Here is a 15,083-nt window from a genome sequence, read left to right as displayed (position 1 = left end):
TCTCATTCCGTTATTTTTATAAAGAAATTTCTAAATTCCCATCGAAGAAATAGAGAATTTTCCCCTCTAATGATCTGTTTGTTAAACGTTCTACTGCTGCTGCGTATAACGCTAATTGGGTTTCATAGCGCTTTTTCAAAATCGATTCGGCAGCCTCTAGTCCGCCAGAATATCTGCCTTGCACTCTATCTGTTTTATAATCAAGTAAATAAAGCTTTCCATCTACTTCAAACAAACAATCAATCATTCCTTGAATAAGCACAGGTTCATCCTCTGCATCAATATGGCTGTACACCTCTTTGACAGGTAAAATCATACTAAATGACACTTCTCGTTTCACCCAGTCCGCTTTCCGCAGTTTTTGACCAATAGAAGTAGAAAAGAAGGCCATGATCCCTTCTCGATCAATAGACAGGATTTGCTCATCTGTTAGTAAGTCTCGCTGCTGCAAGGAATCGAGCAGCTGCTCTATACGAGATTCATCATAAGGCTCTTCTGAAGGAAGCGGAATGTGCTGCATGACTGTATGCATCGCAGTACCTTGTTCTGCGGCAGTGAGTGTTTTTTTCTTCATAAAAGCCGGCCGGTCATACAAGGTTGCACGAGCTTTTCGAATAGAAGCAGGAACACTGTACTCATCCTGTACTTCTTTCATCCTTTTTATCTCTGAGACAGACTGCTTTGTACCGACTTGCGAGGCCGCTACATATGGGTATTTCCATGAGAGTCTCTCGGCAACCTCCTCTTCATAATCACCACGTCCTTCAACAGGAAGACCTTCCATTAATGCTTGTACCACTTCGTCATGCTGCTTCTTTTCAAGTGACACATCTTCTTTTAGAAGATCTGAGGCTTGAGTAAATGAGATGGTGAATGATGATGGATGTGAGAGAACAACATCGCCTGCTTCTTCTAAAATGGATGACATCGCTTGATGACGGATGAGAGCAGGTCCTATAAAATCTAAGTAAGTTTTGGCTTGGTATCGTTCAAAATCAGGGAGGAGCCACTCTTCTCCATTTGCGGCATTTTGCCATTTACTTAATGCTTTCACCTGATTTTTGACGGAGCCGACAAGGAATAATTTTTCCTTGGCCCTTGTAAGCGCCACGTATAGAACCCTCAGCTCTTCAGATAATAACTCTTTTCTCATCTTTTTTTTCATCGCCACAAGCGGTAATGTCGCATAACTAATTCTCAGCTCTGGATGAATATATTTGCTTCCAAAGCCTAGTTCTTTATCGAGCAAGTAGGACTGGTTTAAGTCCATCATATTAAAGTTCCTGCCGAGTCCTGCGGTAAAGACAACTGGAAATTCTAAACCTTTACTGCTGTGAATCGTCATCATGCGAACAACGTCCTCTGTTTCACTGAACGTTTTCGCTGCTCCAAGATCATCTCCACGCTCTTGCATTCTTTCAATAAAACGAAGGAATCGAAACAGTCCTCTAAAGGCAGCCTTTTCATACTGCTTTGCTCGATCATAAAGAGCACGAAGATTTGCCTGCCTCTGCTTCCCGCCAGGCATCCCGCCAACATAATCTACATACTGGGTATCGCGGTACACTTCCCAAATCAATTCTGCTACCGAATGATTCATGGAGAAATCACGCCACTTACGCAGAAATCGGAAGAATCTCTCTAGTTTTTTGCATGTAGGGTGATCAGAATGGGTTACACTCATGAATGCCTTCACAGCATCATAATAAGTGCCTTTTTTATCACTCGTTCTCATAAGTGCCATTTCATTTTCGTCTAAATGAACAATAGGTGATCTTAAAACAGCTGCAAGCGGGATATCCTGATATGGATTATCGATTACTTTTAACAGAGAAAGAATCACAGACACCTCTGTTGCTTCGAAATAGCCTGACGAAAGATTCGCATACACAGGGATTCCCTGCTTCTTCAATTCCTCCATCATTTGCGGGGCCCACGGCATAGAACGAAGCAAAATCACGATATCTCGATATTGCAAGTTGCGGGTCATTTGCTGTTTTGCATCGTACACTTGAAAAGGCTGTTCAACCAATTCTTTTATTTTCTTTGCAATGACCCTCGCCTCAAATTGCACGGTCTCTAGTTCTTCTCGTTCTTCGTCGCTTTCCGCTTCATGTTGATCTAGATGGACAAGGAGCATTTCTGTCGTTGTATCTTTGCTTTGCGGATAACTCGCCCCAAGCTTTAATTCAGCTTGTTCATCATATTCAATTTCTCCAACTGTTTCCCCCATCAGCTGTTTGAACAAAAAGTTCGTACAGTCTAAAACATCAGAACGGCTACGGAAGTTTTTATTTAAATCAATTCTCTTACCTGTTTCATTGCCGTCTGTTTTAAAGTGTTTATATTTGTTTAAAAAGAGCATTGGCTCAGCCAGTCTAAACCGATAAATGGACTGCTTTACATCACCAACCATAAAAAGGTTGCCTTCTGCAGGATGTTCCCCTTTAGACACAAGCTTTAAAATCGTTTCTTGTACAAGGTTTGTATCCTGGTATTCATCAACGAGCACTTCTTCAAATTGCTGTTGATAGTATTTAGCTGCTTCTGTTTCGATCAAATTTCCTTCCGCGTCCTGCTTCGCTAAAATGCGTAAGCAATAATGCTCTAAATCTGAAAAGTCTACGATTGATTTTTCTTGTTTTGCTCTTTCGAAACGTTCTCCAAATTGGATGACAAGCTCCACAAGGGTCTCAACAACTGGCTTCATTTCAGCCAAGCTATTTAAATGCTGTGCAGGACTGCGCATAAAGTATTCATCTTTTAGCTTTTCTAATTGTTTTTTCGCTTGATTGCGTGCCTCTGTGGCTTTTTCTAACAGAACAGGGTCGTATTCGTCCCCTTTGCACGTCTTTAGCCTTTTAAAATTGATGTTCGGTAAGAGCTCATAAAGCTTCTCAAAATCATCTTGATGCCTGATTAATTCATGTACTTGCTCTAAATCATCTATAAAATTCTCTGCTCTCGGTGCTGGACCACCCGGCTCTTTTGATAGGGTAAGAGCTCGTTCGAGCAGCTCCTGACAGCTCCGGAAAACGAGAGAAAGATCCTCTCTTATATATGGATAAAATGGTAATTTTTCTACTTTTGTTTGTGCATCCACATCATAAAGAGAAAGGAATGCCCGCATCCATTGCTCCGGAGAAGGATGAGACCTAGAAAATTCATAAATTCTTTTCACGAGCCATTGCAAATCTAAGTCATGCCGATCCGATGTGTAACGATCAACCAGTTCAAAGAATGCTGGCTTTCCAGCCTTATATTCATCTTCAAACAGCTCATCTAACACTTCATCTCCTAATAATTCTCCTTCTGTTTGATCAGCCAAACGGAAGCCTGGATCAAGATCAATCTCATAATAAAAGGTGCGTAGAACTTGCAAGCAAAAGGAGTGCAAGGTAGAAATATTGGCTCGATTCATGAGGGACAGCTGTCTTCTCATATGAAGTGACCCTGGGTTTTTGGATAACTCTTTTTCAAGTGCTTCAGTGATCCGGTGCTTCATTTCTGCCGCAGATGCATTTGTAAAAGTCACAACGAGCAGACGGTCTACGTCAACTGGATCCTCAGGCCGGGTCATTTTTCGAATCAGCCGTTCAACCAAGACAGCCGTTTTACCTGACCCCGCCGCAGCAGCAACAAGGATATCCTGTCCTTCTGAAACGATGGCTTCCCATTGGTCATCCGTCCAAGTACTGTTATTCGGTTTTGGTATTTGCATACTGATCTCCTTCTTTTTTGATCCGGTCTATCATGACATCATCTTTCTCTGATGTGAGCACTCTAAATTCATTGTCCTCTATTGATTCATCAAACTGGCAAATAGACTTGAATGAACAAAAGCGGCAAGGTGTTTGATCCTTCAATTTATATGGATTAATTTCTACCTCACCGTTCGTAATTCTTTCTCCTGCCTCTTTAAAAGTGCGCCGAACGTGTTTGGTGAGTATGTGGAAATGATCTTCACTTAAAACTGCAGAATCCGAACGGAAAGATCCATCCTTTTTCAAGCCCGCTTGAATGACTTGGGATAATCCTGACTCAAGCGTTTGATCCATTAGTTTTACTGCTTCTACATCTTCAAGCAGCAGACCCTTCATTTTAAATTTCTTGAATATTTCCTGCTCAATTTCATCCTCTGCGAGCGGAATAGGCGCTTGAATGAGAGGATCATGAATATGGAAATATAAAATTCCAGCAGGAGTCGCCTCCATGCCTAGCCATTCTTTAGAATAAGTAATTGTCAGGTCTAAGTAAGTGAGCATTTGCAAGGCCAAGCCATAGTATACCTCTGCTAAATCAAGCCCTTTCTCGCTGGACTTATAGTCGACAATTCTCAAAAGCAGCCCTTTTGAACCTTCTGCTTTATCCACTCGGTCTATTCTTCCGACAAGCTCCATCGTACAGCCATTTTTCAATTGAAAAGTAAACGGCGGCAGAGGCCCTTGACCTCCAAAACCTAATTCAAGTCCAACTGGAGAAAATCCACTCACTTTGGCATGTTCACTTAATATAGAAGAGACGCGAATCAGGATCTTCTGAAGTTTTTCTTTAATATAAGCATGCCGATTAGAGCTTAATAAAATTTCCTTTTGCAGACGCGGAGCAAGCTGTTCAATCGCATGTCTTGAGTAGGTGACACAATCTTCCTTCGTTAAGTTCTTCCAATCCTTTTTTTGTTCAATGAGCGTATCTGAAATATGTTTTAAAGCTGAGTGAAACAGCTGACCGATATCGGGTGCTTCCAATTTGTAAAATTGTCGATCCTTTAGTTTTAACCCGTGAGAAGCAAAGTGAGAAAATGCACACGCATTGAATTTCTCCATCCTTGAAACACTGCCTTGAATATGATCACCGTAAAGCTCTTTTGTGACATTTGGCTTTAAGCGCTTCGCTCTATTTGTAAAAAACAAACTTGACATGATCTTTTTTGATACATCCCGATTGGGTGACGTCATTAAATCATTATATACACTCCACCATACATCGCTGATGGGATATTGATTGAGCCATTGCTGCAGCTGCGAGACGGTATAGGATAACGAGACATGCTCATTCGCTATAAATTTTAATTGATCCTCGTCATCCAGCTGTTCTGGATCTAACACATAAAGAGCATGCTGGTGATTTGGCATAAGCTCTTGGCAATACTTGATGAAAGTCGAAGGCAATAGAGAACGTCCTTCTTCATCTGAAGCCGAATAGGATAGATACAAATGACGGGATGGACTTGATAACGCTTGGTAAATTAAAAATTGCTCATCTAGCAGCCGTTCCTTCCCTGTCTCTGCCAGCTCTGCTCCTGCTCGCTTTAACCATTCCCGGTCATCCTCAGACAATACACTTTCATCAGAAGGACGCGCTGGAATAACGCCATCATTTACACCAATGATAAACGTGCACTTCACTTGATACATTCTAGATAGATCCATACTTCCGATAAATACTTGGTCAAGTGAAGGCGGAATCAAAGCAAACTTTAGAGATGCTAGACCTGTATCCATCATCTGTTGGAATAAAGGAAATGAGAGCTCCTCTTCTCCGAGCATTTCAACAAATTCATCCATTAATTGAATAACAGCATCCCATACTTGTCCATGCTGCATCGCTTCAGCTAATCTACCTGTTTCTTCAGCCTCAAGCCTTGCCTTTTCAAGCTTATCCGGCACTTGTATTTCCTCTAGAAAGACATAGATGGCCTCTACCATGTCCCTCACCTTTTGTGCTTTTTTCAATCTTTTTTGCAATTGAAAAAGAGGGGGAACAATCCATTCTTTCACGTCATTCAGCATTTGTTCCATTTCAATTTCTTGATCTGTTTGTCCAAAATCTTCATCTAATGATTGGAATCGCCTGTAATGAAAACGGGAGCTGTTTGTCCAGCGTTCCCCTTTTACACCATAAGCAATACAATAGTTTTCGAGCTGATCTGCCTGTTCTCTCGCTTTGTTCTTAGCGAGTTCTAGCGGAAATAGGAACTCTGTTTTCACACAGCGAAACACTGCTTCATACCGCCAGTTCCCTTTTATGACGTCCAAGCTCGAACGAATCAATTCAATGAGCGGATGATACTGCATCGATTCATTTCCATCAATAAAAAAAGGAATATCGTAATCTCGAAAAACCTCTTTTAACGTATCTTTATAGTCGTCTACATGCCTTGCAACAATCGAAATATCTCGTAACCTGAAGCCGTCCTCTCTCACTAAATCAAGAATGTCTCTCGCTACTCCCTCAATCTCAGCTCGTTTGTTTGCACTTTTAGATACTGTGAGATGAGGCGTTTCTTCTTGATACGGCTGCGGCGGTCTCTGCTCATATTGATTTTCTAAATAAGCTAGGTCTGGTGTATGAAGATGCCGTTTATTTCTCTCCAAAATGTTCTCAGAAATGTCCGCTCCGCACTCTTTGGCAAGCTGATAGAGTTGAAAATACGTTTTGCCTGTCATGCGAAATAGATCAAGTTCATTTGGCTGCGTGTCATGATATGAACGATCCACTGTGAAAGCAGCGGTTACTTTTGTGGCATGCAGCAGGAGCTGCTCAATGACGAGAAGCTGCTGCGGGGTAAACTGATAAAAACCATCTATATAAATATGCGCTCCTTTTAGTTCATCAGATAAAGGAATTTGCTGCGTAAGAAGTGTCAAATAATCTTCTGAGTGCACATATTCATCTTGTAAATGCTGCTCCATCTGCTGATAAAGAACATGCAGATCATGCAGTTTTTCTGCTGCCCGTCTTTCTTCTGTATACTCTGAATGCATGCTGGACGCTGAAATTTTTTCAATATCCTCCGGCAGCATGCAGTACCTTTTGAATTCAGCCATCGTTTTTTCAATTTGCTCAACAAACCCCGGCTTATCACTCGCTTTTTTGAATACTTTAAACTTTTCTTTCTGCTCTTCAATCACTTTTCTTAAAAGCATTTGAATCCCTGTGCTTGTGACAAATTGCCGGTTCGCTCCGCCAGTCTGCTGTAAAATAGACCAAGCAAGACGAGTAAAACTAAATACTTTGGCCCTAATCATTCCGCCAGCTTCAGACGTTTTTGCAAGCTCGTATTCCATTAAAAATGTCATTTGATCCGGGACTAAAAAAATGATTGGCGGACCCAACGGATCAAGCCGAAGCTGTTCTTTTATCTCCTCTAAGATTGCAGTCGTTTTTCCACTCCCCGATCTGCCTGCTAAAAACTGAATTTCCACGTTCCACAACACCTTTCTTATGTACTCATATTCTAGCGAAAATAAGGGTAAATAGCTATTTTCCTATCATATTCCCTTTCTCCTTCTTCATTGAAAAGAAATAGGCACCTTTCCTAGCTCTTTTCATATCATAAACCATCATGATCTAAAAGGAGCTGGCAATATCATGTATTACGGTTACTATGACTACTCGCCCTATGACATGCGCCAAAACACAAGAATCATTTCAGACCTTGAGAAGGCTCTTAATGGTGAATATTCTGCGATCCAATGCTACGAAAAACTTGCCCAAAAAGCAAATAATCCTGAGGCGAAAAAAATCATTCAAGAAATACGCCAGGATGAAGTCAGACACTATCAACTGTTTTCAAAGCTATACTATTCTTTAACTGGTAAAAACCACAAACCAAGCATGACAGAAACTTGTCCAGATCAATTCAGAGAAGGCCTTGTTTTCGCCTTTAAAGACGAACAAAAAACAGTCGATTTTTACTTATCGATATCAGACTATGTCCGGGATCAAGGAACAAAAGAATTAATGAAACGTATCGCTTCAGATGAACAGCAGCATGCGGTGTGGTTTTTATATCTTTTAACGCACCATGTTTCCTAGGTAGTCTCATTTTAATAGGAGATCATACGTTCCGTCAAAAAATGAAAATCCCTTTTTCTTCGTTCAACATGTGAAATAAACTGCTATCATCAACAAAACCTCTCATCTCTTTCACTTTTTCAAACGAGAAAAAGGCGATTTGATCAAAAAAAACTCCTCTGCTACAAAAAGCAGGAGGAGTTTTTCATGATATTTTAATGAAATTTTGCTTCATTGTTTTGCTGCTGATGTTTTAACAACCCATCAATTGACAGTAAATTACTTCCGCTAAGTGTCAAATAAAGCGCCATGACCAATAAAGAAAGTTCAAATTCATAACCGCCAACAAATCCTTTAGAAAAACTAACTGTTATAATCGCCACAGCCATAATTGGCACAAATAAAGCTGCGAAAATACGTGTTCCTAGACCTAAAATCAGGGCAATTCCACCGACCAGCTCAATTGTCTTCACAATATAGGCCATAAATTCCGGCACACCGATTTGACCAAAGAATGCAGCTGTGCCCCCTAGCCCTCCTTGATAAGCCTGAAGCCCGTGTAAAAAGAAAATAATACCTAGGATAACGCGTACGAAAAGTGTTCCTATTTCTTGATTCGTTTTCATATAGTGATTTCCTCCTGTTTTTACACTACATAATGTAATGTGAATAAGTAAAAAAACTAGTAATTTAGGTTGAGCATAATCATTAAGACCACCATGAGGATGGCTGATGTCACGATTGGAATGAGCGGTACATTGAAAGGAATATTGTATGTTGGGTTTAAGATCTTTTGTATTCTTAAATTTAACGCCCGATCTCCAAAGGACACCGCAAACTTCGTTTGTTTTTGAAACTGGGTTCTCTTTTTAATGAGTTTCAAGAGGGCCTGCCCCACTCCAAGCTCCGTGCCTGTCTGCCGAATAGCATAGTCATCTGCAATCACTTCACGAAAAACGGAGTAACTTTGTCTCATATGCTTTAACACTGGAATGTACCAAATCACTTTTGTGAGCATTGAAAAAGCGAAAGCCTTTAAAGGGTCATAGCTGTATTTGTGATGCAATTCATGATGAACAACAGCATCAATCTCCCCTTCATCAAGCATGTCCATAAGTGCCGTTGATAAGTAAACCTTTGGATGAAGCATCCCCATTGCAAAAGCAAGTGGTTCATGACAATGAAAAACAATGATGTCGTTTGCATATTTCTCTGATAGAAAATCGGTCGTTTCCTGATCGACTGCCATCATCATATTTCCTTTGAATTGGATGTACTTTCTGATTTGCTTCGTCATATAGAAAACCGCAAATCCCAATGTGTAGAGAACTAAAGCATCCAGAAAATATTTTAAAGGAGTGAATCCGTAGAATTCGAGAACAGACTGGCATACATGGATCAGGTTATATGCTTGATTCCACCCGAAAAAGCTTGAGAGCACATAATACCCCATCTGATAAAAAATCGCTAAACCAATCAATATACCGCCTAAAAAAAGCAGACTCGACTTCATTTTATTCATTTTGCTGCTCCTCTTTTTTTGATGCAAGCCTTGCTTCAAGTACTTTGAGTAATTCAGGATCAGCACTTTCAATCGCATCTACCATATGATTCACTGCCAGTGGACCGAAATCATCCATCAGCCCTTGCGTAATCCACTTTGTTTGCTCATTTAGAAATTCTTCTTTTGTTAAAATGGGATTATAAATAGATGAACGCCCTTTTGTTTTCTTTTCCACAATTCCTTTTTCGGTTAAGCGATTCAGCACAGTCATCACCGTGTTGAAATTAATCGGCTTCTCATCTGACAGCTTCTGCTGTACCTCTTTAATCGGCATATCCTCGCCTTGATAAAGAATCTCCATAATCCTTCCCTCTAAAGGACCAAAAAAACGATTCAATCCCTTTTCGTTATATTTAAAAGAAGGAATTTTCATGTCATCACCCCACACTATGCATTGTAGTGTAATTGAAAATGATAGTCAACTGATAACAAAAATAGGGGAAAATCGTTGTGTGTTGTTGTTGCTTTTGGTAAAAATGATATCTTTATTTATATAAATCCGATATTATTACATGAAGATAAATAGAGCGTATTAACGATAAGATAATCTTATGAAAATGGTGAAAAAATTCGTATTTTATTTATAGAGACTTTTGTATTATAGTGAATATAACAACATTTCACTTACTGAACAAACATATAGGAAGAAGGTTTACATGTGATGAAACAAGGAAACAGCCTTCGAGCCGATCTGATTCTGATCGCGATAAGCGGTTTAGGTGGATTTCTTTTGTCTTTAACAGGAATGTCTATTGGCTGGATGGTCGGTACGTTAATCACAGCTGCATTTATTGCCATGCGCCGCCCCACCCTGTTTCAGCGTAAAGGAAACAACACCATACGTATTCACAGCAGATGGCTACTCCTTGGTCAATTCATTCTCGGAATCGAACTTGGACAGAAAATGAACATGAAAGTCATTCACATTTTCGCTGACAATTGGCTCCCAGTGAGTTTCATGCTCGTCTTTTCTATTCTACTAGCGATGCTCTCCGGCTTTCTCTTATGGAAGCTGAGCAAAACAGATATGCTGACCAGCTTTGTCGGAACTGCACCAGGCGGCCTATCCGCAATGCCGGGGATTGCCCAAGAGGTTGGAGCAAATACAGCTGTTGTGAGTCTCGTACAAACGATACGTGTATTAATGGTTGTACTCACCATCCCATTTACGGTGTTCTATTTAAATACAAAAAATCAATCTGATGCGGTTATAGCAGCACAGGGCAGTGCCTTCTCATCAGGCGTTTTCACACTGTCAAACATCTCTTGGACCGCCGCGCTCATTTTAGGGGCGTGGCTCATGTCACGCCTAGCGGTTCGGCTTCACTTTCCTGCCCCTTGGCTGATCGGCAGCATGTTAGGGGTCGCAGCTCTTCAAGTAGGTGCAGGTGCGCTCACAGGTCATGATTTGATTCCTTATTGGCCAGCACAAACGAATATTGCTTCACAGGTATTTCTAGGTGCCACCATCGGTTCAAAAATGAATAAGCAGATGTTTGTTGGGCTAAAAAACACCTTCATTGTGGCCGTCGTCAGTTCAGCCGGGCTGATTGCTGCGACTGTTCTCAGTTCAATTGCCATTGCAGAAATCACAGGTATTTCTGTCATTACAGCCATTCTTGCTTTTTCGCCTGGGGGTATTGCAGAAATGGCGACAACAGCAGTCACCCTTCACGAGGACTCTACCTTTGTTGTCGCTGTACAAGTCGTCAGAATCATTCTTGTGATTGCCATGCTGCCACCGTTTTTTCGATTCTTACATCATTTCTGGGCAAAAAGACAGACTGATTATAAAGCTGCAAAATAAAAAAGAGACGCTTTGCATGAGCAGAGCGCCTCTTTTTTATTCATCGTTATTCCTCTTTACACCGACTACTTGGTCCTTTGAGATGGTCCCAAAATGCCGGCTGTCAAAGCTATGTATTCGGTTATCTCCGACCACGAAGTAATGATTTTTTTGTATTTTATCGTGTCCTGTGATGGCTTTCAGCTGAAAATCTCCTGTCAGGACGTTCCCCATTTTATGTTTTTTCTGTTCTTTTAAGTACGGTTCTTTCCACTTTGCTCCGTTGACAAATAGCTGATCATCTTCATACTTGATCTTTTCTCCTGGAAGCCCAATGACCCGTTTGATCAAAATTTGATTTTTAGGCCCGTGAAATAAAACGTAATCAAACCGGTTAATTTTCGTGAGTTTTGGCGAGAACTTATTGATTAATAATTCTGTTCCATCTGTAAATGTCGGGTCCATACTAACCCCTTCTACTTTGTACGTGACAAACATGAAATTCTTTACTTGGAACAATAAGACGATGGATGTAATAATCATCAACCATAGTAATGGCTTCTTTTTCATTAAGAGCCTCCTTTGTCCTCACGCTTGCTCATTCGAATATTCAACCTATTTTCTACTCTCTTTCCAACATACCATAATAAAGCGATAACTAGAACCGCAAAAACACTTCTTAACGGATTCTTTACTAAAGCAGAAAGATCATAGCCAATAAAACTAATGATAAAGAGCATGACACACTTACCTGATAAAGCAGCTAATGAAAATTGCCAGATGCTAATTCTTGAGAGACCTGCTACTACATTAACGGCAGCCGAAGGTGTGAAAGGAAAGCAGAGTAAAATAAATAACGGACCAAATCCCCGCTTTTCCACCCAAAGCATCAATTTCTTAATGGAAGGGTGTCTGCTGATAAAGTTCAGCATTCTCATCTGCCCAAATTTTCTGATCAGTACAAAGACAAGGATAGACCCTGCGCTTGCACCGATCCAGGTCAATAAAAAGCCTTCCCAAAGGCCGAACGCATTTGCATTTGCCACAGCAAACGCAACAAGAGGTAAAAACGGTAGAAATGCTTCTATTAAAGGGAGCAATATAGCCACAATTGGTCCAAAGGCCTTGTAGCTCTCAAAAAATGATGTGATATTTTCATGAGTAAAGATAGAAAGAAATGATGGCAACTTGTTTGACTCCTTCAAGGTTTGTCTACTTTTCATTTTACATGGAAAACATAAAAATATACAAATGAATCCCCTCTCCATCCCCCCCTTGAGATTCTTTGACTCATTCGATATAATAAACAAGAACAAATGTTCTATTCATAAAGAAAGCAGGTATGGACATGACAAGACTATCAACAATACAGCTTCAGATGATGGAACAGGCCATCTTTCTTCCAATGGTCATCTCCATCCTCAATCGTGATTTGACACACTTAAAAGAACATCAAACATTTAAACTAAATGAACCATATATTCGGCTTGTCACCTCTGCATTACAGGAAGCTCAAAAAGCACTTTATCAGCTGAAGCAGCATTTACGTAAAGAAAAAATGAAGGTACAGCAAATTGAACACGATGAAGGGTTTACGACGTATTTATTTATCATGAATGGCTATGAAGAAAAGCATAAATACTTTAATCCGCGTATACGGCATCGTGTAGAGGAACTGCTTACTCGTTATTTTCTCCATCAAGAAAATTAAAAATGGTTATATTTTACAAAAATAAAGAGACCCTTCGATTTTTGCCGAATTGATCGATGGCTGGGCGCTTGCTTTAAATGGCGTGTGGTACCCAACGATGCCTGCAACCCTCTACTATTAAAAGAATAAAGCCTGCCGCGGCGGCAGGCTCATTCTTATTTATGATAATTCAAGCTGTTCTCTCAGCTCTGTTCTGACTTCTTCCAACCCTGCTCCATCTAACTCAAAGTAATACACATTCCCAGGCTGATAATCATGTCCCTTTAACTGAATGGTCTCCACTGATTTCAATGAGCTTAGTAACGGGAAAAGTCCGATAAACTGCTTCATGGACAAATTGGTTGAGACGTTATCACCGAGTGTATCAATGATGTTGTCATATGACGGGATCGAAGAAATGGATTTAGATTTTTCAAAGATGGCTTGAAGTGCTTCCATTTGGCGCTTTCCACGCATGAGGTCACTATCTGCCTTTCTCGTTCTCACAAAGGCTAATGCTTCTTCGCCATTCAGTGTATGTGTGCCTGTTTGCACATGAACTTTCCCCTTTGAATCCTTTTCCATTTGTTTGGCGATGCCTTCATCTTCAATCGTTACTTCAATTCCATTTAGCTCGTCTACAATGTCTTGAAACGCCTTAAAGTTTCCTGAAATCACATAGTCTACCGGAATATTCAACACGTTTTCTACCGTTTTGACTGACAAATCTGCACTCCCAAACGCATGGGCGTGGGCGATTTTATCATATCCTCTTCCCGGAATATCTACATAAGAATCACGAGGAATACTGAGGAGCTTGATGGTTTTCTCTGTTCGGTTCACCGCCGCCAGTAAGACCGCATCACTTCTTGCTTCATCTACCGTTTCACCTGGACGACTGTCAATTCCAAGCAGCAGCACCGAAAAGCTATCCTTCCCTGGATCAAAAGCTTTCACACGCTTTTGCGAGGTGTCTCCTCTTTCTAACGAGACTTGCGCCTTATTCGACGCTTTTGAAATTTTATAATATGCGTATCCTGTCACAGATACCGCCATCAACATGACAAATGCCATGATAAACAGCACGACTTTCACCCAAGGTCTCAGCCTTCTTTTTGATCTTGTTTTCTCCTTCATCCTTTCCGAACCCTCACTCTATCTTAGTCTATCAATGTAGGTTCCACTATAACATATTTCACTGAAAGTTTCCTGCACGCAACATATTTTTATGAATCCACAATTAAAAAAGCCGCTCAAGACGAGCAGCTTTTCATCCATTATTTTTGTTCAATTCCTTGCTTCACTTCATCAATCATGGCAGTCAATGATTCAAGGCCGCCGCCAGATAAATACCACATATCTGAGTTCAAATACACCACATGATTGTTTTTGATCGCTTTAACTGATTTCACATAATCATTTTCAACAAGCTGTTTCGCAGACGTTTCCTCTCCGATCGCTGCGCCTCGATCAACGACAAATAAGAAATCTGGATTCGTTTTGACCATGTACTCATACGAAATGCTTTGGCCGTGTTTATCAGATGGCTCAAGCTTTCGATCTGCCGGTGTGATACCAAACACATCATGGATGAGACCATATCTTGATTTAGATCCAAAGGCAGTCATTTTGCTGTCGTTCGCCATGATCACCAACCCATTTTGTTTCAACTCTTTTGCTTGTTTCTTTAATGCATCCACTTTTTGATCAATGGCTGCAAGTTCTTTTTTGACTTCATCTTCCTTATCAAAAATCTCCCCTAACGTCGTGGCATTCTTTTTAAATGATTCCATATAGTTGGCAGTGTCTACATCCATCAAAATCGTAGGAGCAATTTTAGTAAATTCGTCGAATGCATCTGCTTGACGGTGCTGAATAATGATCAAATCCGGGTTGAGCTCTGCAATTTTTTCAAAGTTCGGCTCTTTTAAGCCGCCGACATTCTCATATTTGCCACCTTCATATTTGGATAAATATGTTGGCACGACTTGTTTTGGTAAAGCTGTCACATTCACACCTAGTTTGTCCAGCGTATCAAGACTTCCCATATCAAACACGACGACTTTTTTCGGGTTTTTCTTGATTTTCACGCCATCTTTATTCAACATGTCTTTTACCGTCACGGTTTCCTCATTTGTTCCTTCTGTTTTCCCTTGGTTACCGCAGGCAGCGAGTACAACAATCGCTGTTAATACAGTCATCATCCATATCCATTTTTTCATGCTTGATCACCTCTTCATTTT

Annotated in this window: 12 protein-coding genes; 3 read left to right on the top strand and 9 right to left on the bottom strand. The window is 40.6% G+C overall.

Annotation, left to right across the window (positions count from 1 at the left end):
- Window positions 1–16: 16 nt before the first annotated feature.
- Window positions 17–3,721, bottom strand: coding sequence for a helicase-exonuclease AddAB subunit AddA (gene addA, locus NPA43_RS05180; RefSeq protein ID WP_256499448.1), 3,705 nt, complete (start codon window positions 3,719–3,721; stop codon window positions 17–19).
- Window positions 3,699–7,208 carry a helicase-exonuclease AddAB subunit AddB gene (gene addB, locus NPA43_RS05175; protein WP_256499447.1) on the bottom strand — a complete coding sequence of 1,170 codons (3,510 nt, stop codon included), beginning with the start codon at window positions 7,206–7,208 and terminating at the stop codon, window positions 3,699–3,701. Before addB ends, addA begins: the two co-directional genes overlap by 23 nt.
- Window positions 7,209–7,374: 166 nt before the next feature.
- Between addB and NPA43_RS05170 the strand changes: the two genes are divergently transcribed.
- The gene (locus tag NPA43_RS05170) at window positions 7,375–7,821 is read left to right on the top strand and encodes a ferritin-like domain-containing protein (protein WP_249705427.1); all 447 of its coding nucleotides are present in this window, start codon (window positions 7,375–7,377) and stop codon (window positions 7,819–7,821) included.
- 194 nt (window positions 7,822–8,015) lie between these two features.
- Here the strand turns inward: NPA43_RS05170 and NPA43_RS05165 are convergent, their stop codons facing one another.
- Genes NPA43_RS05165 through NPA43_RS05155 form a run of 3 tightly spaced genes read right to left on the bottom strand, consistent with a single transcriptional unit; the run spans window position 8,016 to window position 9,737 of the window.
- Window positions 8,016–8,426, bottom strand: a complete 411-nt coding sequence (locus NPA43_RS05165) for a DoxX family protein (RefSeq protein ID WP_249705426.1) — start codon at window positions 8,424–8,426, stop codon at window positions 8,016–8,018.
- 56 nt (window positions 8,427–8,482) lie between these two features.
- A complete protein-coding gene (locus tag NPA43_RS05160) occupies window positions 8,483–9,322 on the bottom strand; it encodes a M56 family metallopeptidase (protein WP_230030943.1) in 840 nt (279 codons plus the stop codon).
- On the bottom strand, window positions 9,315–9,737 hold the full coding sequence (locus NPA43_RS05155) for a BlaI/MecI/CopY family transcriptional regulator (RefSeq protein ID WP_024425495.1): 423 nt from the start codon (window positions 9,735–9,737) through the stop codon (window positions 9,315–9,317). Before NPA43_RS05155 ends, NPA43_RS05160 begins: the two co-directional genes overlap by 8 nt.
- A gap of 288 nt (window positions 9,738–10,025) precedes the next feature.
- Here NPA43_RS05155 and NPA43_RS05150 point away from each other — a divergent pair, with 288 nt between their 5' ends.
- Window positions 10,026–11,171: an AbrB family transcriptional regulator gene (locus NPA43_RS05150; protein WP_099728134.1), complete on the top strand. Its 1,146-nt coding sequence runs from the start codon at window positions 10,026–10,028 to the stop codon at window positions 11,169–11,171.
- Between the two features lie 36 nt (window positions 11,172–11,207).
- Here the strand turns inward: NPA43_RS05150 and lepB are convergent, their stop codons facing one another.
- Together lepB and NPA43_RS05140 are read right to left on the bottom strand one after the other, a co-directional pair.
- Window positions 11,208–11,720: a signal peptidase I gene (gene lepB, locus NPA43_RS05145; protein WP_230030944.1), complete on the bottom strand. Its 513-nt coding sequence runs from the start codon at window positions 11,718–11,720 to the stop codon at window positions 11,208–11,210.
- Window positions 11,720–12,337 (bottom strand): TVP38/TMEM64 family protein, encoded by a 618-nt coding sequence (locus NPA43_RS05140; protein WP_099728132.1) that lies wholly within the window; start codon window positions 12,335–12,337, stop codon window positions 11,720–11,722. The genes lepB and NPA43_RS05140 overlap by 1 nt, the downstream gene beginning before the upstream one ends.
- 161 nt (window positions 12,338–12,498) lie before the next feature.
- On the opposite strand from NPA43_RS05140, the gene NPA43_RS05135 reads away from it, so the two are divergent.
- Window positions 12,499–12,861, top strand: coding sequence for a YhjD family protein (locus NPA43_RS05135; RefSeq protein WP_099728131.1), 363 nt, complete (start codon window positions 12,499–12,501; stop codon window positions 12,859–12,861).
- Window positions 12,862–13,020: 159 nt separating this feature from the next.
- On the opposite strand, the gene NPA43_RS05130 is transcribed toward NPA43_RS05135, so the two are convergent.
- A complete protein-coding gene (locus NPA43_RS05130; protein ID WP_230030945.1) occupies window positions 13,021–13,977 on the bottom strand; it encodes an LCP family protein in 957 nt (318 codons plus the stop codon).
- Between the two features lie 140 nt (window positions 13,978–14,117).
- Window positions 14,118–15,062 carry a siderophore ABC transporter substrate-binding protein gene (locus NPA43_RS05125; RefSeq protein ID WP_256499446.1) on the bottom strand — a complete coding sequence of 315 codons (945 nt, stop codon included), beginning with the start codon at window positions 15,060–15,062 and terminating at the stop codon, window positions 14,118–14,120.
- Window positions 15,063–15,083 lie beyond the last annotated feature (21 nt).

Source organism: Bacillus pumilus, from assembly GCF_024498355.1.
Classification (GTDB): Bacteria; Bacillota; Bacilli; order Bacillales; family Bacillaceae; genus Bacillus; species Bacillus pumilus_P.
Note: the sequence above shows the minus strand (reverse complement) of the source record. Positions and strands in the feature narration are given on the sequence as shown.

Coding starts and splice junctions, on each gene's coding strand:
- addA (WP_256499448.1), bottom strand. CDS start 3,721: ATGCAAATACCAAAACCGAATAACAGTACTTGGACGGATGACCAATGG.
- NPA43_RS05170 (WP_249705427.1), top strand. CDS start 7,375: ATGTATTACGGTTACTATGACTACTCGCCCTATGACATGCGCCAAAAC.
- NPA43_RS05165 (WP_249705426.1), bottom strand. CDS start 8,426: ATGAAAACGAATCAAGAAATAGGAACACTTTTCGTACGCGTTATCCTA.
- NPA43_RS05160 (WP_230030943.1), bottom strand. CDS start 9,322: ATGAATAAAATGAAGTCGAGTCTGCTTTTTTTAGGCGGTATATTGATT.
- NPA43_RS05155 (WP_024425495.1), bottom strand. CDS start 9,737: ATGAAAATTCCTTCTTTTAAATATAACGAAAAGGGATTGAATCGTTTT.
- NPA43_RS05150 (WP_099728134.1), top strand. CDS start 10,026: ATGAAACAAGGAAACAGCCTTCGAGCCGATCTGATTCTGATCGCGATA.
- lepB (WP_230030944.1), bottom strand. CDS start 11,720: ATGAAAAAGAAGCCATTACTATGGTTGATGATTATTACATCCATCGTC.
- NPA43_RS05135 (WP_099728131.1), top strand. CDS start 12,499: ATGACAAGACTATCAACAATACAGCTTCAGATGATGGAACAGGCCATC.
- NPA43_RS05130 (WP_230030945.1), bottom strand. CDS start 13,977: ATGAAGGAGAAAACAAGATCAAAAAGAAGGCTGAGACCTTGGGTGAAA.
- NPA43_RS05125 (WP_256499446.1), bottom strand. CDS start 15,062: ATGAAAAAATGGATATGGATGATGACTGTATTAACAGCGATTGTTGTA.